The sequence below is a fragment of the Pedobacter cryoconitis genome (assembly GCF_014200605.1).
GTDB classification, from domain to species: domain Bacteria; phylum Bacteroidota; class Bacteroidia; order Sphingobacteriales; family Sphingobacteriaceae; genus Pedobacter; species Pedobacter cryoconitis_B.
Genome location: NZ_JACHCE010000010.1, coordinates 119,104 through 139,052, shown reverse-complemented (window position 1 = coordinate 139,052; position 19,949 = coordinate 119,104). Strand labels below are relative to the sequence as shown.

At 38.3% G+C, this 19,949-nt stretch carries 16 protein-coding genes; 3 read left to right on the top strand and 13 right to left on the bottom strand.

Annotated features, from left to right (window positions below; translation table 11 throughout):
* Window positions 1-225: 225 nt before the first annotated feature.
* Entirely contained in the window at window positions 226-1,419 is a 1,194-nt protein-coding gene (locus HDE68_RS23170) for a pyridoxal phosphate-dependent aminotransferase (RefSeq protein ID WP_183884612.1), read from the bottom strand.
* A 179-nt stretch (window positions 1,420-1,598) separates the two neighbouring features.
* Between HDE68_RS23170 and HDE68_RS23165 the strand changes: the two genes are divergently transcribed.
* The gene (locus HDE68_RS23165) at window positions 1,599-2,576 is read left to right on the top strand and encodes a cation diffusion facilitator family transporter (protein WP_183884611.1); all 978 of its coding nucleotides are present in this window, start codon (window positions 1,599-1,601) and stop codon (window positions 2,574-2,576) included.
* A gap of 37 nt (window positions 2,577-2,613) precedes the next feature.
* On the opposite strand, the gene HDE68_RS23160 is transcribed toward HDE68_RS23165, so the two are convergent.
* Window positions 2,614-3,222, bottom strand: coding sequence for a hypothetical protein (locus HDE68_RS23160; protein WP_183884610.1), 609 nt, complete (start codon window positions 3,220-3,222; stop codon window positions 2,614-2,616).
* A gap of 235 nt (window positions 3,223-3,457) precedes the next feature.
* On the opposite strand from HDE68_RS23160, the gene HDE68_RS23155 reads away from it, so the two are divergent.
* Entirely contained in the window at window positions 3,458-3,931 is a 474-nt protein-coding gene (locus HDE68_RS23155; protein ID WP_183884609.1) for an NUDIX domain-containing protein, read from the top strand.
* 57 nt (window positions 3,932-3,988) lie between these two features.
* Here the strand turns inward: HDE68_RS23155 and pdeM are convergent, their stop codons facing one another.
* The 4 genes from pdeM to HDE68_RS23135 are packed head-to-tail and all read right to left on the bottom strand — an operon-like array spanning window position 3,989 to window position 9,762.
* Entirely contained in the window at window positions 3,989-4,624 is a 636-nt protein-coding gene (pdeM, locus tag HDE68_RS23150; RefSeq protein WP_183884608.1) for a ligase-associated DNA damage response endonuclease PdeM, read from the bottom strand.
* Window positions 4,608-7,133 carry a ligase-associated DNA damage response DEXH box helicase gene (locus HDE68_RS23145; RefSeq protein ID WP_183884607.1) on the bottom strand — a complete coding sequence of 842 codons (2,526 nt, stop codon included), beginning with the start codon at window positions 7,131-7,133 and terminating at the stop codon, window positions 4,608-4,610. The genes pdeM and HDE68_RS23145 overlap by 17 nt, the downstream gene beginning before the upstream one ends.
* Window positions 7,134-7,157: 24 nt before the next feature.
* Entirely contained in the window at window positions 7,158-8,750 is a 1,593-nt protein-coding gene (locus HDE68_RS23140; RefSeq protein ID WP_183884606.1) for an ATP-dependent DNA ligase, read from the bottom strand.
* 1 nt (window position 8,751) lies between these two features.
* Complete coding sequence (locus HDE68_RS23135; RefSeq protein WP_183884605.1) at window positions 8,752-9,762, bottom strand: ligase-associated DNA damage response exonuclease; 1,011 nt, start codon at window positions 9,760-9,762, stop codon at window positions 8,752-8,754.
* Between the two features lie 124 nt (window positions 9,763-9,886).
* Between HDE68_RS23135 and HDE68_RS23130 the strand changes: the two genes are divergently transcribed.
* Window positions 9,887-10,663, top strand: coding sequence for an SDR family NAD(P)-dependent oxidoreductase (locus HDE68_RS23130; protein WP_183884604.1), 777 nt, complete (start codon window positions 9,887-9,889; stop codon window positions 10,661-10,663).
* A gap of 71 nt (window positions 10,664-10,734) precedes the next feature.
* Here the strand turns inward: HDE68_RS23130 and HDE68_RS23125 are convergent, their stop codons facing one another.
* The 7 genes from HDE68_RS23125 to HDE68_RS23095 all read right to left on the bottom strand — a co-directional run bounded on the left by HDE68_RS23125 (window position 10,735) and on the right by HDE68_RS23095 (window position 19,883).
* Entirely contained in the window at window positions 10,735-12,918 is a 2,184-nt protein-coding gene (locus tag HDE68_RS23125) for a S9 family peptidase (RefSeq protein WP_183884603.1), read from the bottom strand.
* Window positions 12,919-13,092: 174 nt separating this feature from the next.
* Window positions 13,093-13,764 (bottom strand): DUF4412 domain-containing protein, encoded by a 672-nt coding sequence (locus tag HDE68_RS23120; protein ID WP_183884602.1) that lies wholly within the window; start codon window positions 13,762-13,764, stop codon window positions 13,093-13,095.
* A 17-nt stretch (window positions 13,765-13,781) separates the two neighbouring features.
* Entirely contained in the window at window positions 13,782-14,561 is a 780-nt protein-coding gene (locus HDE68_RS23115; protein ID WP_183884601.1) for an enoyl-CoA hydratase/isomerase family protein, read from the bottom strand.
* Between the two features lie 153 nt (window positions 14,562-14,714).
* On the bottom strand, window positions 14,715-15,299 hold the full coding sequence (locus tag HDE68_RS23110) for a hypothetical protein (protein WP_183884600.1): 585 nt from the start codon (window positions 15,297-15,299) through the stop codon (window positions 14,715-14,717).
* 69 nt (window positions 15,300-15,368) lie between these two features.
* Window positions 15,369-17,312 (bottom strand): ComEC/Rec2 family competence protein, encoded by a 1,944-nt coding sequence (locus HDE68_RS23105; protein ID WP_183884599.1) that lies wholly within the window; start codon window positions 17,310-17,312, stop codon window positions 15,369-15,371.
* Window positions 17,313-17,411: 99 nt separating this feature from the next.
* Window positions 17,412-19,502: a helix-hairpin-helix domain-containing protein gene (locus tag HDE68_RS23100; RefSeq protein WP_221300906.1), complete on the bottom strand. Its 2,091-nt coding sequence runs from the start codon at window positions 19,500-19,502 to the stop codon at window positions 17,412-17,414.
* Window positions 19,503-19,547: 45 nt separating this feature from the next.
* A complete protein-coding gene (locus tag HDE68_RS23095; RefSeq protein WP_041877209.1) occupies window positions 19,548-19,883 on the bottom strand; it encodes a MerR family transcriptional regulator in 336 nt (111 codons plus the stop codon).
* Window positions 19,884-19,949 lie beyond the last annotated feature (66 nt).

The window sequence follows — 19,949 nt, the reverse complement described above, 5'->3', positions numbered from 1 at the left end:
ATATGTACTTAGGCTGATTAGCTGAATTTAAATCAGCCCTTAAGATGAAAGCACAAAGTTAAAGAGATTTCAAAAGCCTGTGGTATTTAAGGGGATATAAATTGGATAATTACTTTGAGATGAAATTAAGAAAACGGCTATAAAGCTGATCGTATTAATTGAACATAAAAAAAAGGTATGCTAATCGATTAGCATACCTTTCTGTTTTATAAAGTTTATTTGTGATTAGCTCAATTTAGAAAGTGCTTCGCTGATTCTTGAAACAGCTTTTACCAATTGCTCCTCTGCAGCTGCATAAGAGATACGGATACAGTCTTCGTTACCAAAAGCCTCACCTGTAACAGTGGATACATGTGCCTCGTTTAACAGATACAGACATAACTCTTCTGCATTGCTGATCACCTGGCCGTTTACACTTTTTCCGAAATATTCTTTCACTTCGGGGAAGAAATAGAAAGCTCCGTCAGGAAGGTTCACCTTAATGCCCGGAACTTCTTTAAGTAGACCGTATACTAAATCTCTGCGTTTTCTGAATTCATTTTTCATCGCAACTACACTGTCAAGACTGCTTTGATAAGCAGCAAGGGCTGCACGTTGTGAGATAGATGAAGTACCTGAAGTGATCTGGCCCTGTAATTTATCACAAGCATTTGCAATTGCAGTGTTCGAAGCCATATAACCAACTCTCCAGCCTGTCATTGCATAAGCTTTTGAGAAACCATTGATAATGATCACACGGTCTTTGATCGCGTCAAAAGAAGCAATAGATGCGTGTTTATCTACGAAATTAATATGTTCGTAAATTTCATCAGAGATGATATAAATATTTGGATATCTTTCAAAAACAGCAGCAAGGCTGGCTAATTCTTCATGGCTGTAAACTGATCCCGTTGGGTTACAAGGAGAGGAGAACATGAAAACCTTAGTTTTAGGTGTAATTGCAGCTTCAAGCTGATCAGCAGTGATTTTGAAATCATTTTCTACTGTAGCATTAATGAATACTGTTTCACCTTCAGCCAGTTTAATCATTTCTGAGTAGGAAACCCAGTATGGAGTAGGTACAATAACCTCTTCTCCTGGATTAACCAGGCATAGTATAGCATTTGCCAATGATTGTTTTGCACCAGTTGATACTACAATCTGATCAAAAGTATAAGTTAGTCCATTTTCATTCTTCAGCTTTTCAACAATCGCCTTACGCAGTTCAGGGTAACCAGATACAGGAGTATAATAAGAATAGTTCTCATCAATAGCCTTCTTTGCGGCCTCCTTAACATGTTCTGGTGTAAAAAAGTCCGGCTCTCCGAAGCTTAAATTTATTACATCAATTCCTTTAGCGGTGAGTTCTCTCCCCAGCTTTGCCATTTTAATGGTCTGTGATTCTGATAGATTGTTGATTCTTTTCGATAAAAATGTCATGATTCGCTTATAAGAAAGCAAATATAAAAACCTGGAGCAATTTGCGGCTATAAAAATGAAATTTTAACTCATAATTTGTACAAAATACTTTATATACCTGCTTATACGTTTGTGTTTAATACCAGACATCTTCAGAATATGGCTTGTAAAGCGTATTTTTGAGGGCTAAACCATTTCCTTTGCAACCCAAAAAGAAAGCAATACTCGTTTCACTCTGCATCAGCGTTATACTGATGCTGGCCAAATTCGGTGCATACTTTATCACACATTCCAATGCAATTTTAACTGATGCCGCCGAAAGTATTGTAAACGTACTGGCCAGTAGTTTTGCTTTTTACAGTATTTATCTCACTACTTTACCTAAAGATGAAAATCATCCTTACGGACATGGAAAAGTAGAGTTTTTCTCTGCCTTTGTAGAAGGGGTACTCATTGCGGTTGCCGGGCTGATTATCATTTTCAAATCCAGTTATGATTTGATTGTTCCAAGAGAAATTCATCAGTTACTGGATGGTGCTATCATTATAGGAATTACCGGTTTGATTAATATGTTTGTTGGCTATTATCTGATCAATACAGGTAAAAAACATCGCTCGCTTACGCTGGAGGCTGACGGTAAGCATTTACTGACAGATGCGGTTACAAGTGCGGGGCTGGTTTTGGGAATTCTGCTGATTCAGGTCACCAGGATTTACTGGCTGGATAGCGTGATTTCTATTCTACTTGGATGTTATATTGTATATAGCGGTTATAAACTGACCAGAAAATCGGTGGGGGGGCTGATGGATGAGAGTAATGTAGAGCTGGTTGAAAAGATAGTAGGGATTTTACAGCACAACAGACATGATTCGTGGATAGACGTACATAATCTCAGGGCGCAGCAGTATGGCTCAGATCTTCATATTGATTGCCACCTTACGCTTCCTTATTATTATGATCTTAACCGGGTACACACTGAAATTTCATCAATTGATCATTTAATTAATGGCAATGCAGAAAGAAATACAGAGTTATTTATACATGCAGATCCTTGTTTACCGGAATGCTGTAATTATTGTAAACTAAAGGATTGTCCGGTAAGACAAGAAGCATTTGTTGCAGAAATTGGTTGGAATATTGAAAATGCGACTAAAAATAAAAAGCATTTTAGTCAATAGGACAAGATTATCATCAGCTGTTTATCCTGAAAATTGCCTAAAAATCTTCTTTAATCCTGGTTTTTGAATTGATGTCAAAAGAATTTATTAGTTCGCTGTTAATGAATTTTGCCGCCTTGATGTCATGACCCCTGGTACTTATTTTAGAACGTTTATCTTTGGCCATAAAGGATTCAATGGACAGATCGAATTTATATTTGACCGTATCAGTACGATCATAATAATCTTTAACAACCATGTTAAATACAGTAACTCTATATTTACCGTCTTTAATCTGGATCAATACATCTGCATTTAAGGGATGAAAAAGGAACTCTGCTATTCCATAATTGTTGTTTTGTGACTTCCTGAAATTAATAAAATAGGAGGAAAGTCTTCCTTTTAACTGGTAAGCTGTTTGATTGGTTGCATCAGCTAGTTGAAAACTCTTTATACCTGGTAGAAACAATTTTAGTTTGCTGGCCAGATCGTCCTTATTCAGTGCTGTCGAATATACCTTTTGAAAAATCAGGTCATTATCTTTTAAAATAATAGAGGTTTCCGGTACACTATCCTGGATTCCACCTGGCGGAATAACAGTTATACTATCAGTCTGTGCAGCCAATGCCAAAGGAAATAAGAGAAGAAGTAATACTATTTTTCTCATGAATATGTAATTTATATGATCTAATGTAGTCATTTAGCGATAATGAAATTAATAATATTTATTTTTTTATTAATCTAAAGATTATGTTTCCTGACTGTTTGGGATAAGCCTTTCTGAGCTAACTTAAAAATGTTTTTATCATAGCAGGAGTGATATGTTTGTTTATATTTGTCGCCTTATTGAGTTTATTTTAGATAAGCTCTTCATTTAGCAGCATAAAAAACATTTCAAATCCATGAGTTATTTCAATGTAAGAGTTTACGGTTTATTAATCAATGCAGATAATCAGATATTGGTTAGTGACGAACAATCAGGAGGAAGAAGCTTCAGCAAATTTCCTGGTGGTGGATTAGAATATGGTGAAGGCCTTATTGATGCACTTAAACGTGAATTCATGGAAGAGTGTAACGCTGAAATAGAAGTGTTAAGTCATTTCTATACCACTGACTTCTACGAGAAATCCTCTTTCAATGATAGCCAGATCATCAGTATTTATTACCTGGTTAGAGAAGTGGCCCCATTGGAATTGAATTTCAAAACTAAGGCCTTTGATTTTGATCCGGAAACTTTACAGTCTTTTCGCTGGATTCATCTTCACGATCTTGCTGAAAGTGATGTAACTTTTAAAACTGATCAAACGGTTGTAAATATGTTGCTGTCATTAATCGCACAGTCTGCGGAGCAGGAAGATATTACTTTCGAAGATTAACCTGAATTATTGTTTTGATCTCAATGATAATCCTTTATAAGGAATTATTTCTTTAGGTTACACCAGAACTACTTTTTCTGGTGTAATCGCATAAAACAAATCCTCTTTTGCTGCATTGATTTTACTTAAGCCCGTAAAAGCGCTGAATGCCGGTAAAATAGCACATGTTTTTCCGAAATAAAAACATGGCAGTCTGATCAGCTGACGCGCTTTCCCGTAAATAGTTACGCCAGGATGAATGTGTCCGGTAATATTATAATAATCATCTGTAACTGCTGGCTGATCATGGATAAACCTGAAAGGTTTGCACAAAAATTCTTTGGGATAGATTTCTATCGCTAAATCTGAATAATCCTTAGCTTTCAGGGTATCATGGTTTCCTTTAATCAGCAGAATTTTAAGCTCAGGATACTGTAACCTCCATTGACGAAAAAGTTCCGCTTCGCTGTTCATCTGATGATGAAACATATCACCTGTGATCAATAAACTATCAGGATTAAATTCCAGAATCAGGGTAGTCAGTGTATTCAGGTCTGCTGTATTTACATGAACAGGAATCTGAATGCCAGCTTTCCTGAAATATGCACCTTTACCTAAATGCAGGTCGCTGATGATCAGCATCTTTTGGGCTTCCCAATAAATCGCTCTGTGTTTACTTAATATTAAATCTTCGCCTTTACAATTGATGGTCATTCTTTTTTCTGCGTTGTGTCTGTTTTTTATCCGCTTCGGCAGTCATTTTTGCTATTCTTGCCCCGAGTTCTTCTGTACTCATATTCTCTCTTAAACTATCTACTTTAATAGGAAAACACAAAGGAGTATAACTTTCAGCTTTAACAATTATTACTTTACTTGCCTGAATCCTGTGCAAAGCTGCGGCCAGTCTCGGTTCTTCAATTTGCTGATAAAATGCTTCATCATATGCCTGGCGCAATAATAAGTTATGTTTATCATAATCACTAAAAACGTTAAAAAATAGAGAAGAAGAGGATTGAAGGTGTTTATTGGCTACATATTTTCCAGGGTAACCCTGGAACACAAGACCCGAAATACAAGCAATATCCCTGAATTTACGTCTTGCCATCTCCGTAGCATTGATACTGGCTACAATATCTTCTCCTAAATTGACAGGACTGAACAACAATTTAACATTTTCTTCATCCAGTGGAATTGGCTGCTCACTGAGCAGTTCAAAACCATAATCATTCATGGCAATAGAAAAACTGATCGGTTTTACTCTGCCTAAACGATAAGCAATTAATGCGGCCATAATCTCATGAACCTGACGGCCTTCAAAAGGATAAGCGAAAAAATGATAACCGTCCCTGGTTTTAATCAATTCTATCAAAAACTCATCATCCTTAGGTACATGAGAAACTTTAGCTTGTCTTTCAAATAAAGGAAGGATGATATCGAGTTCTTCATCCTCATGTGTCTGATCAAGCGTCTGATTATACTTCTTGCGCAAAATTGCACCCAGATTAGCAGTTAAAGATATTCTGCCGCCAAGCCAGCTTGGTGTAATTGCACTTTTGAGTTTGCTTCTGCGAACCAGTACAGTCATCTCTTTAACCATCACAAATTCCAGCACCCTGCCGGCCAGCGTGAAACTGCTGCCGGGTTTCATCCTTGAAATAAATGACTCTTCGAGCATACCGATATATCCGCCAGTCAGGTATTTAACTTTTAACATTGCATCACTCACAATTGTTCCTATATGTAAACGGTGGCGCATAGCAAGCTGTCTGCTTTTTACTTTCCAGAGCCCATCTTCTTTTTCTACTTTACTAAATTCGGTATAAGCAGTTAAACTGTCTCCGCCTGTGGTAATAAACTGCATCATCCAGCTCCACTCCGGGGGTTCCAGTTCTCTGAAAGCAAAAGTGCTTTTTACTTCATCGTATAATTTCTTATCGTCAAAGCCATCTCCAACAGCAAGGGTAACCATATATTGAATTAGGGTGTCAAATGCCATAACTACGGGTTCGCGGCTCTCTATATTCTGAGTTCTTGCAGCCTCTTTAATTGCAGCAGCTTCTACCAGTTCCAGTGCATGGGTAGGTAAGAAATATATCTTTGAAGTTTCAAAAGGAGAGTGCCCGCTGCGGCCTGCACGTTGTAAAAACCGGGCGACACCCTTAGGTGAGCCAATCTGAACCACTGTATCTACAGGTTTAAAATCAACACCAAGGTCAAGAGAAGAAGTACTGATTACTGCCTTTAATATTCCTGTGTGGATAGCTTCTTCAATCCAGTTGCGCAGTTCATAATCTATTGAGCCATGATGAATAGCGATCTGTCCGGCCAGGTTTTCATCGAGTTTAAGCAGATTCTGATACCAGAGTTCAGCCTGGCCCCTGGTATTGCAGAAAATCAAAGTGGTTTTACTTTTTTCAATAACGGGCAATAATTTATAGGCAAGCTTATGGCCCAGATGACCTGCCCAGGGTAACATATCAATATGATCAGGAAGGATTGATTTAATCTCTATCTTTTTCTCTACATCTGCGGTGACAGTAATTTTTAAGACCTCTTCATAGGGAACCAATACATCCAGGGCCTGCTCCATATTTCCTATGGTTGCCGATATGCCCCATATTCTCAAAAGTCTTTCCGGGTGTTTTTCTTTGATTAAACCTTTGATTCTGGAAATAGCCAGTTCTGCCATAACCCCGCGTTTACTACCCAGTAATTCATGCCATTCATCTGCAACAATGCATTGTAAATCATCAAAATAAGCTAAACTATTTTTCTGGGCCAGTAACAAATGCATGCTTTCGGGCGTGATAATCAAAACCTCGGGCATTTGCTTTTTCTGCTTCAGCTTTTCATTTTGTGGTGTATCACCATTGCGCACGCCTATTTGCCAGTCCATTTCCAGTTCTGTACAAACTTCACGCATCGCCCTGGCTAAATCCTTAGCCAAAGAACGCAAAGGAGTAATCCATATTAGTTTTAATCCTGAAGTCTTTCTTCCTTTTTTTGAAGTGGTTTTAATGGCCTTTCGATTATTGAGTTCATCAATCACTACAGCCAGAAATAAAGAAAATGTCTTTCCAAATCCTGTAGGGGCATTGACCAGTCCGCTATAGCCTTCGGCATAGTATTCCCAGGCATCCTTCTGGAATTTAAAAGGCTTTTTCTTTTTAGCTTTTAACCATTTGATTACCTGTTTGTAACCTTTGCTTTTTTCGAGTATCATCAAATTCCCTCTATCCGGTTAATATCACAATGTGGAGGCCAGTAACTGTCTCAGATCATCCAGCGTATTAATTTCTGCTGCAATTTTATCTTTTCGCCAGCGCGCGATACGTGGGAAACGCAAAGCCAGCCCAGCTTTATGCCGCTTGCTTTCTGCAATGCCCTCAAATGCAATTTCAAATACCAGTTCTGGTTTTACGGTTCTTACCGGGCCAAATTTTTCAATAGCATTTTTCCTCACAAAGCTATCTACCTCTTTAATTTCTTTATCAGTTAATCCGGAGTAAGCTTTAGCTATAGTTATCAATTGCTCTCCATCTCTAACAGCAAAGGTATAATCCGTAAAATGGTTAGCCCGCCGTCCGCTTCCTTTCTGGGCATAAATCATCACAGTATCAACCGTATAAGGATTAATTTTCCATTTCCACCAGTCGCCGCGCTTACGGCCGCTATGGTAAAGAGAGCTCAGTTTCTTTAACATAATACCCTCACTGTTATTCTCTCTGGAACCTTTTCTGATTTCAGCGAGTTCTTCCCAGCTCTGAAAACTAAGCACAGGAGAAAGTATGGCTATGTCTTTAGTGGTCAATGCTGACATCAGCTCAACCAGTATTTTTCTACGCTGAGAAAGCGGTTCTGTTCTGATATCTTTTCCTCCGGCTTCGAGTATATCATAACAGAAAAAGCCTATAGGTGCATCTTTTAACTGTGATTTATGTATAGTTTTTCTGTTTAGCCTTTGCTGAAGGATACTGAATGCCTGCACATTTCCTTCTTTGACAGAGAGGATTTCTCCATCTATCACCGTTCCGTCTGGCAATTCATCCTTAAGAAAATGTAATTCAGGAAACTGACCGGTAACCAGTTCTTCACCTCTTGACCAGATAAATAATTCTCCGTTTCTTTTCACCAGCTGACCACGAATGCCGTCCCATTTCCATTCTGCCTGCCATGCGGTAGTTTCGCCAAGACTTTCAGGTTCAGTTTCCAATGCATAGGCAAGACAAAAAGGGTAGGGCCATGAACTATCAGTATTGACATGTACACCTGCTATCAATTCTTTGTAGGTAATCTCTCCCGGAGCCCATTTACCCATAATACTGTGCATGATTTTATTACTGTCAGTATCACTTTGTTTAGCGATCGCATTGACCAGCATTTTATTGGATACCCCGATTCTGAAATTCCCGGAAATCAGTTTATTAAAAATGAAACGTTCCTGTGTATCCAGGCTATTCCATGCCTGCAGGATAAATTCTTTTTTTACATCATCATCCTGCCCGTTCAGTAAAGCAAGATCTGTAATCCATTCATGTAATTTGCGGTCTCTGGTCTGTTGGGCAGGCGGAAGTACCAGCGCAATGGTTTCACTTAAATCGCCGACACTATGGTAAGACTCTGCAAATAACCAGGCAGGAATAGCACTCAGTTCTATGGCCCATTCTTTAATTAAAGCTGTTGTAACAGGTCTGCGTGGTCTTTTACCGGTGAACATGGCAATGACATAAGGTTTGTCCTTTTCGTCTGCCATGTTGAAATAGTTAACCAGGGCCGCGATTTTGTCGTTGGTTTTATTGCTGGTCTCCAGCTCCTGTATCAGTTGAGTGAACCTTTTCAAATTATGCTTCTTTTAAAATTTCTTCTTCCTCTTCTTCATTGCCGTAACGTGTAGTTACTTCTTCTGCGGCTATTCCGGTTTCATTCAGATACCTGGAAAAGGTTGAAACGAATCCGTGCGTAATAAATACTTTTTCCGCTTCTGTGGCTTTGATGGCCGATAACAAACCTGGCCAGTCTGCATGGTCGCTTAGTGCAAATCCGGCATCGGCCGATTTCCATCTGCGGCCTGCCCTGACCTGCATCCAACCGGAACAGATTCCTGTGGAAGCGCTCATTAAGCTTTTCATCCATTTTCCATCTGCAAGAGCAGGAGGGACAATGACAATGCCTTTTTGTAAATCTTCTTTTTTTATATCCGGCGTAATCCGGATCGTTTGAGGTAAATCAACTCCAGCCCTGATAAATCCTTCATTTAAATTGGCGATAGACTGATGTACATAGATATTTTTATCGCCAGCAAGATTTTTAATTAACCGCTGTGCCTTTCCTAAACTATAGGCTATTAACACGCTTGTTTTTAAATGATCATGATTGTCAGAAATCCAGTTTCTTATCTTTCCAAATACTTCTTCCTGTGGCAGCCATTTATAGATAGGAAGGCCAAAAGTGCTCTCGGAAACAAAACTGTGGCATTTTACTGGCTCAAAGGGCGTACTGATCCCATCATATTCAACTTTATAGTCGCCTGAAATGACACATATTTCTCCTTTATATTCCAATCTGACCTGTGCAGAACCAATCACATGTCCGGCAGGGAAAAGGCTCAGTTTAACACCATTGATAGTAATTTCTTTGTTGTAAGGTAAGGTCTGGACCGGTAAATCTGCCCCTAACCTTTGCAGTAAAACAGGTTTAGTTAATTCATGGCATAAATATGCTTTATTACCAAATTTCACATGGTCTGCATGTCCATGGGTTGTTACAGCCAGATCTACGGGCTGCCAGGGGTCGACATAAAAACCTCCCTGTTTACAAAATATACCTTTATTAGTGAATGAAATCAGTGCCATTGGGTGTTACAACAAATAGCTATCGGTAAAGTTTTAAGAGAAGGTCCCTGCAGTTTTATTATCGGATAAGCTAAAACATATCATCTGGTTTTGGGGTTTTTATTAAAAAAGAATAGTAGAAAACATGAAGAAACTGGAAAACAAAATTGCACTCGTCACCGGATCAGATTCTGGAATAGGGCGTGCAATTGCTATCGAATTCGCTAAAAATGGGGCAAATGTGATTGTCTGTTACCATAGCAATGAAGAAAGAGGGCAGCAGGCGCTGGAAGCTGTACAGGAGCATGGCGGGAAAGCAATTTTAATTCAACTGAATGTGAGTGAGGAGCAGGAAGTGGAAGAGAAAATGGAAGCTATTATTCAGGAATTTGGCGGAATCGATATTCTGGTCAATAATTCTGGTGTGAACGGTTCTGGTATTCCAATTGATGAAATGACTACTGAGGTATTTGATAAAACGATCAAAACGAATCTTTACGGAACTTTCTTTTGCAGCAGGAAGTTTATTCAACATCGTAAATCACTCAGCAAACCAGGAAAAATTATCAATATATCTTCTGTTCACGAAGAGATCAATGCGCCTGGTAATGGTGATTATAATGCTTCGAAAGCCGGAATAAGAAGTCTGATGCGGACAATTGCGCTCGAAGTAGGCAAGTTTGGGATTAATGTAAATGATATAGCTCCGGGTATGATTCTGACTGCCATGAATCAAAAAGCAGTAGATGATCCGCAGGTCAGAGAAAAAGCAGAACAGCATATTCCGCTTGGCAGGGCAGGCAGACCGGAAGAAATTGCTTACCTGGCTTTATTTCTGGCTTCTGATGAGGCAAATTATGTCACTGGTAGTACTTATGTAATGGATGGTGGCCTGATGATCAATATTGGCCAGGGAGCGTAATTTATTCTTTAATCAAAAGGCCCTTAGCTGTTTAAACAGCTAAGGGCCTTTTGTATTTATATTGACAATACCTATTTGCCTCCTGCAGGGCAGTTTTCTTTAAGAAACTTAGTATAAATCTTAGAAAGATGTGCATTGGTGCCTTCACCTTCACTAATACCATGCGTACGGTTAGGATAAGACATTAATTGAAATACTTTTTGATTCTTGATCAGTTCATTAATCAGCATTTCTGCATTTTGATAATGTACGTTATCATCACCTGTACCATGAATGTATAATAAATTGCCTTGCAGGTTTTTGGCATAAGTAACCGGTGAACCTTTGATATAAGCTTCTTTAGTTTTTAAAGGAGAGCCCATATAACGTTCCTGATAGATATTATCATAAGTAAGCTGATTACCTACAGCTGCAATAGCGATACCTGTTTTATAGATTTCAGGATACTGGAACATCAGGTTAAGTGTAGATGAGCCACCACCGCTCCATCCCCATACTGCAACTCTGTCCTTATCTATAAATGACCACTTCAAAATCTCTTTAGCCGCCATTGCCTGGTCACGAATATTCAGGGTACCGATGTTTTTATAAATTGATTTACGGAATTCACGTCCTTTTGGTGCCGGTGTACCGCGATTTTCTATAGAGATATATACATAACCATCTTTGGGCATATCGCCTCCGTATAAGAAATTATGAGAAACACCATAAGTATCTGTTACCGTTTGTGCCCCAGGCTCACCATAAACATAAAATACTACCGGATATTTTTTTGTCTGATCAAAGTTATCCGGTTTTTTCATCCAGCCATCCAGCTCAAAACCATCTTCAGTTTTTATTTTGAAGAATTCAGTTTTGTTTTTCGGCAGGCGAATTCTTGCCAGCTGATTAGTTAAACTGCCTTCCATGGTGAATGGGTTACCAGTGTCTAATTTCATCCATTCACTTAGCGGCGAAACATTGGCATTCTCATAAGTATGAAAAGCAAAAATGCCGTTGGGAGAAATATCATAGCTATGTGTACCCGGGAAAATTGATGGGGTCACAGCTTCTAATTTTCCTTTTCCGTCCAGTTTTGTTTTATACAGATATTTCTGAGTTGCATTGGTTGGTGATGCCATGAAATAAAACGTATTGTTTTTCTCATCTACCAGACTGCTTTTGATAACATCATAGTCTCCTTTAGTAATCAGGGTCTGTTTTTTACCATCCTTACTGATTCTGTAAAAGTGGCGCCATCCGTCTTTTTCACTTGGCCAGATAAATTCCTTTCCATTGTTGATCCACTGCCATTCAGGTGCTGCATCAATCCATGCTTTATCCGTTTCTGTATAAATATTATTGACCGATCCGGATTGTGTATCCGCTACAAATACACGACTGGTATTCTGTTCTCTGTTGAGCTGTTGTAAAATAATATCTTTGGTATTGGGTACCCAGTCCATTCTTGGAATGTAGTTCTGTATCTCATCACCAGGAATTTTTACCCAGTCAGTTTGTGCAGTATTTACATTGACAATACCAATTCTGCACGAAGAAGGGTTTTCTCCAACAATAGGGTACTCAACCGGCACAGTAAAAGGATAAATTGAATCTGTATTGTTAATCATCAGAAAGTTCTTGATTTTACTTGCATCTAACTGCCAATACGCGATAGAAGCACCGTCAGGGCTCCATTTGAAACCATCTCTGCAATCAAATTCTTCTTCATAAGCCCAGTCAAAAGTACCATTGATTAATTTATCAGTACCATCTGTTGTCAGGGCCTTACCCGTTCCGCTGTTCACGTCTTCAACATATAGATTATGTCCGCTTACATAGGCAACTTTACTTGCATCAGGTGATAGTTTAGCAAACATTAGTGAAGAAGCCGGTTTATCTTTCCCGATTTGGGTTAGCTTATTGGCTGTTAGGTCTGCCAGCCAGTAATCACCTCTGGTTTCATAACGCCATACTCTTTTGCTGTTGGTATAGATTAAAGCTTTGGTGCCATCAGCAGAAAGAACAAAATCTTTGATCTGTAAAGGCTGATATTGTCCGGCAGGTGTAAGTAATGTGCTGCTGATTAATAATTTGGTTTCGTTTTTTGGTAGGGTGACTATTTCGATCCCTCTGTATGAATTCTGATAGTAACCGTTACCATCTTTTGTCCAGTTAACCCCCTCTTTTTTATACTGGGCAATTGCTCCGGGTACAAAAAAACAGGTGATAAATAAGACAGTAGTTAACTTTAGAATAATGAATTTCCGCTTCATCTGATTTGAATAATTTAATTTTTCCGGCGTTTAAGCTGTTGCAGGATTTTCTTGGTTTATCCCATTTATATAAAGGTTTTCGGATCTTTCCTGCAATTCAAATGTAGTATATAAAAAACAAAAAGAGGATATCCAAAATTCTGGATACCCTCTTTTTTGCTGTTTAAATAATTTTTATTGACCGCCCATTGCTCTTAAAGCATCCATAGTGGTCACTTCGTATTCGGATGGTACATCCAGTGATAATGGGCCAACTTTATCTTCAGCTAAAGCTTTGATTGTTAAAACTGCTTTTACACCATTTTGTACACGGGTGAATTTAATAGGAGTTCCTTTTACTGTTTTGAACTCTTCACCGATAATTCCTTCTGGTAATTGAATTTCAGTTGTTGCCCAAAGTTCAAAAGGAGTGCCTTTATCATCTTTGTAAGTATATTTCTCTGTATTGTAGTTACCAATCTTTAATTTCTCACCTGTTGCTTTGAAATCACTTAATACAGGAGTTTTACCCATAGTTTGTTCCGTCTCTTCTTTGGTGGTTTTTACTGCATATTGTTTTTGAATAGGAGGTATGTCAACCAATACCAAACCATTTTTTTGAACACCATCAGAAATTATTGTGATTTTTGCAGGGCCTTGCTGCATCTCAATTTTTAAAATATTTCCGTTGAATTTGAATTTAGTCTCCGCCGGAAGTTGTGACGCCATAGATTTTTGTTCAGGAGTCAGTTCGTAAGTGATACCATAAGTAAGTGTACCTTCGTTTACCTTTTTCTGTGCGTGTGCAATCACTGCAGTACTGATTAATATGACAGCCAGTACACTTGTTTTAATTGATTTTAACATATTCTTCTTTTTGATTTTTACCATTTAATTTTTTCCTTGCTGATAAAAGAAGCGATCCCTTTTTTAAAGTCTTCGCTTTCTCTAACCCGCGCATTAATTTGTACCGCTAAGTTCAAACTCTTTTCCAATTCCGGGTTAGTAGTCTGACCAATCAGTTGTTTAGTTACCATTAAGGAGTTTCCCGATGCCTCTTCGCAAAGCTTCTGCGCAAAATCCCGTACCTTTTGATCAATATCTTCCTTATTTGTTACATAAGTAATCAAATTATAAGCCAGTGCTTGTTCGGCTGAGAATAAATCACCTGTCAATAATATCTTTTTTGCTATGGTTTCACTTGTTTTTCGCATTAAAAAGCAGGAAACTATGGCCGGAACAAAGCCGAGTTTTACTTCTGTATAACCAAAACTAGCTTCAGGAACAGCAAAAGTAATGTCACAAACCGTAGCCAGTCCGCATCCACCAGCTATTGCATGGCCTTCAACTTGTGCGATGACTACTTTGGGCAGATAATAGATTGTGGTGAAAAGAGTTTTCAGGTTATTGCTGTCCCGGACGTTTTCTTCGTGTGTGTTATTTTGTAATTGTTGCAGGTAGGCAAGGTCAGCGCCTGCACTAAAAGTGCTTCCAATGGCCTTTAAAATGATCACTTTCACTTCTTCATCATCAGATGCCTGCAGTAATGCCGCTGTCAGTGCGCTTACCAGTTCCGGATTAAAGGCATTACGTTTGTCGGGCCGGTTTAATGAAATTGTAGCGATACGTTCATTAACTGTATATAATACCAGTGGTGATGTCATGAATTTTGTATGTATATTGATTATTTTATGTAAATCAAATATCTCTTATTTTTTCCTGAAACCATATATACAATCAGTTTAATTTATCTGTTAATATAAAAAAAGGCACCTTAACAGAGTTAAAAGGTGCCTTTTCTTTTTAATTTTCGGTTCTTATTTGAACATCTTATTTAATGCCTGTTCAATCTTGGCTACATCTGCTTCAATAGTTTTTGTCACCGCTGGGGTTACTGCACTATTTACCTGAGCTCCAATATGAATTTTATCAGACACATTCTTAATGGTCAGGTCAAACTTATTGTCCCCAAATTTAAATTGAGCAGTTAACTCCTCTATGTTTTTTTCTGTTGCTTTTACAAATTCATAGCTATCACTTAGTTCATCAAATGCAGCTCTTGCAGCCTGGAATATAAAATCCATTTCAATGCTCAGATCATTGACAACTATAGCAGCAGCTTTTAATGATTTTTTCAAACCTGCATCAGATTTAGCTGTGTCTTCTATATCCTGTAAAGTTTCTAACAGATCTTCGCTAAACAATATTTCTTTTTTATCAGTAAAGAAGATGGTATCGATATTTTCAGTGCTATCAAATAAATGCGTTATATGAATTGAATCATTCCCATCTTTTATAATTGAAACGCTTTCAGATTGCACTTCAACTTTAGAATCTGCTATGGCATTCTTAATTACGCTTACAATATGTTTCAGGACTGGAGATTGTTTAATTTCACTCATTGTTTTATAAAATTTTTTGCAAAGATAAATAAACAGCGGATACATGCTAAATAAATAAATTTACGTGTTTCATTCAGGAGAATTCAGCTCTATAATCCCCTCAGGCTGAATAACAAAATTTCTATTGCGCGCAGCTGTCCATATGCTGTTAAATCCGATATCCTGTCTCAGTTCCTCTATTTTTACCCGGGCTGATTTGTGTATCCATATCGCATCAAATAGTGGCTTATTCCCAATTCTTTGGTAGTTAAAAGCTGAATCAACCAGGAGTACAGTAAAGTTTCTGAACCGTAACTGATGTTCTTTGATAACAAGGTCTCCTGTATGGATACTTTCATTCCATTTCAAACAGGTAATCTTCCTGATCTTTAATTCATCCAGAGCAGGTTGTATATGGAACTTGAAAGCTTTATCGGCCGGTTTCAAATCAGTGACCAGTACTGCCTTTGACGAACTGATAAATGCTGCACCGTAATTTCTTTTTAAAGTGAAAAGAATGATTTTTTGTTGCTTTGCTGCCTTGATTTTATCGTAGATAAGGAGAACTTGAAAACCACAAAACAAGCCTAAAGAAACAGCGAATAAATGTTTGTTTTTTTGTGAGAAAGCAGCAAAGAGAAAAAATAGAAACAGGCAAAGCAAAATGAGCTCGGTTTTGGAATACCAGATCGGATGAATACTGGAGTAGGGGAGGCCCGCAATCTTTTCCAGGCCACGGTTCATAAAAATAATTAACCATTCAAATAGCGGTGAGATCCAATATAAGCGAAACATTAAGAGTATAATGCCTGTATACATTAAAAGTATAACTGGAATTGTAATGAATAAGTTGCTGAGAATAAAATAAACAGGAAACTGATGGAAATAATAACAGCTAAGGGGATAAGTGAAAATCTGCGCTGCCACAGAAACCGTGATCAGGCTCCAGAGTTTTTTCAACCAGTATGCCTTGAATGTGATTAGTTTTTCCAGCTTTGGCTGTAAATAAATTAGTCCCAGAATAGCCATATAAGAAAGCTGAAAACCTACATCCCACACTAAGAATGGATTACATAATAAAAGACAGAAAGCAGAGAAATACAGAATATGATAACTGTCTGCATTCCTGTGAACAGATTTTGCAAGGATAAACATGGATAACATGACTGCAGAGCGTAAAACAGAGGCAGAATATCCCGTCAGCAAAGTGTAGAACCAAATTAGTATAAGCAGGATAGCGACTTTAGTCCACCTTAAGATTAATTTTCTGTCCATCCATCCCAACAGCCAGTTGAGTACCATATAAATAATTCCGACATGCATGCCCGAAACTGAAAGTGCATGGATTGTTCCCGTTTTGGAATAAGCAGCAAGCGTTTCTGCATTCAGATCTGACCGGTAACCAAGGATCAGTGTAGCCGCCACAGCGAATGCATTATCATCTTTGATTAGTTTTCTGTATATACTGACCTGCCGTTTTCTAAGGTCTAGTGCAAACCTGACTAATGCTAATCCTTTATCTTCTTTTGAAGAGATAAGTTCATGTGCCTGGAGAAATACCTGGTGGTTTATATTTTGTAAAGCAAGCCAAGATTTGAAATCAAATTCTGCAGGGTTATGGGGAGGCTCAACTGCTTTATAATTTGCGGGTATGAAGTAAACTTCGCCATAGTGGATTTTAACCGGGTGATGTAAACCGGAGGGGAGGGAGACTAATATATTACCGGTTACTTCACGTTTCTGATCAGCCGTGTAAGCGGTATGAACTCTGGCTGTAAATCTTAAAATTGATCCTTGCTGCTGCGGTTCCCCGGCTACAGAGATGCGAAGAAAATCTGCCTGGTTACATGAAAAGTTGTTGAAATTTGTTGTCTGATTTGCATTGACATACCAGAATGACCCCAGAAATAAAAACGAAATATTTACTAAAATAGCGATAGACCATTTGTAATTATAAACTTTAAGTGGTTTGTATAAAACACTGATTATTAATAATAAAAAAATAAGAAAAAAAGTGAAAAATTGAACTAGCAAATTTAATTTGGTGTTCTCTGTCTCGCGCAAAACCCATATTCCTATAGAAAATGGGAGTAGAATTTTACCGAAAAAAGAGTGGCCCTGATGCATAGCCGTTTAGAATTGATAGCGTATTTGAAACTTGATATCAGACTTTTTACTTCCGCTTATTTCCTCAGGTCCTGAACCTGTATTTGTCTTTGCCGGATAGTAATAAATAGCATACCTGCACCAGATACGCAGTTGCTTAGCTAAGCGGTAACTCAGGTTTAAAAATGTCCTGATCCCTTCATCACTATAAACTCCCGATCCGGCCCCATGCAAGACATCATCCTCATAGGCATAGATCCTGCTATTGTAAGAAAAGGTATTGAAATAGGCTATTCTGAGATTACCTGAAAGCCTGGAGGACATTGGTTGATAGTCTGCATCCTGGTAAATCATGTACCCATATTCCGTATCAATTAACCCTTTTTTATAACTGGTGATCTCCAGTCTGTTTTGCAGCGTTATTTTTCTGCCGGCTTTCCAGTGTACTTCCATTCTGTAATTGTCTTTTCTGATCTGAACTATTTGGTTTACAGGCAGACCAGAACCTTCATTCTGCTCACTGTGTTTGATTTTCCATCCCAGCAGGACTTTAAATGTCTTGTTTGGTTTGAAATTGAGGTGTCCCGTCAGTTCGTATCCTGAAGAAGATCCGTCAATTCTATATTTCGCCCATGGAAACCAGAATAGATCTCCATAAACAGATACTATCCATTTACGGGTAATACTGAAATGCAGGCCACCATAAATCCCTTTCTCATTTGCTGCTGTGGTTCCTTCTCCCATTGCCTTATGGTAAAAACTTACATGTTCTTTGCCGTAGTTCCGTAAAAGAATGATGGTCGAAATGCGTGGAGAAAGGCTTGCCATAGCTCCATTCAGCAGAGCGATACCACCAGGTATGCTTTGGGCTATTTCTCCAAAAAAATAAATATTCTTAAATGTATAATTATAATGAAATCCAAGATTGGTTAGCTCTTTACCACTAAACCCATACTGTTTATAACGCTGGGTGCCTGTCGTAAATTCATGTTGATAGCTGGAATGATAAGCTGTTATGCCCAGGTCTAAACTGTTTTGATTATAGGTTGCAGCCAGGCCATACAGCAATAATCCCAGACTCCCTTTATGGTCAATTTCAGTAGCAGTCCGATGTAAACCGCTGGTGTTTATGGCCGAAAGGGTATAGCTGCCGGTGCTTGTTTTAGTCAGGCTGGCGTCTAAGTTTCTAAAGGATATAAAGGAAGTTAAGTCTATGTTTTTTAACAAACTATATGTAGCCGATACGCCCCTGAAAAAGGAGTATTCATTTGCAGAAGTATAAGGTTTTAACCCGCTGTCCTTTTTTGCTATCCCTGCCACATCATCTCCTTTTCCAAAAGATGAACCAGTCCATAAGCTCAAACCCTGACCAAATTGCAGACTATAGTCTCCTGCAATTATTTGCTTAAACCTGCCGGTTTTATAAAAAGCAAGACTGCCCGATAAAAAGTCAAATCCAGTTTTACCTGCTCCGCTGAAAAAGCTTTCGCCTGCATCTTTTTTTGCCAGTACAGCAAACCCAATCCGATCATTCAGCTCATATTTGTATTTAAGCAGGATCTTTGCTGGACTGCCCATGTATTTATTTCCCGGAACCGGTTTGTACCCTTTTTGCTTTTCCAGCACCTGCCCGTATCTCAGTGTTAGCGTATGGCTGCCTGTATGGATTTTTCCAAAATTCAAATCCATATTTTCCTTCACCGTAATCAAAGGGATTAACCTGGTAATGGTTAGGAGATCAAAACCATCAATGGATTGAAGTTCTAATACATCTTTTAGTTTTCCATTAACCCGGATATGGATGAAAAGATTACTGATTTGCAGAGCGGAAAGAAAAAACAGTTCTTTCAGCTGTTCTGGACTTGTATGGTTGAGATCTATCGGGTGTTTCAGATAAAAGGAAAGCCGCTCAGTGAATTCAGACAGATCCTCTTCTTCTGTAAAAGATGCTGCCAGCGGAGAAATAATTTCCCTGATATTTATCTGTTCCTGTGCAAAGGCAGCAGGGAATGGATAAAAGAGGAGAAAAAGAAGTAGTATACTGTATCCCGGTAAACAAATTCTGATGTTTTGGAATCCGGGACACTGAACGAAGGGGAGAGTTAGCTTTGGCACCATGATGCCAAAGTAATATTGATTTAGTTAATTCTGTTAATTTATTAATTAAATTTCTTCGTTTAATTTTAACAAGAAGTCTTTCAGTTTTTCCAGTGATGCAATGATCTTCTGGTTTTCTTTGACATCAGCACTATTGTTTTTTAAATGGTCTTTAGCACCTTTTAATGTGAAACCTTTATCATCTACCAGGTGGAAAATAATCTTTAAATTTTCAATGTCTTCAGGAGTGAAAAGACGGTTACCTTTCTTGTTTTTCTTAGGCTGGAGAACGTCAAATTCCTTCTCGTAAAAGCGGATCTGTGAAGCGTTTACATTGAACATTTCAGTCACCTCACCCATCGTGTAATACATTTTATTAATTTCCCGTTCCTTGTAAGGCATACTTCTTTGTTGATATTTAGTGGTTTATAGCTTTTATGTAAAGCATTCAAATGTAAAGGGATTTTA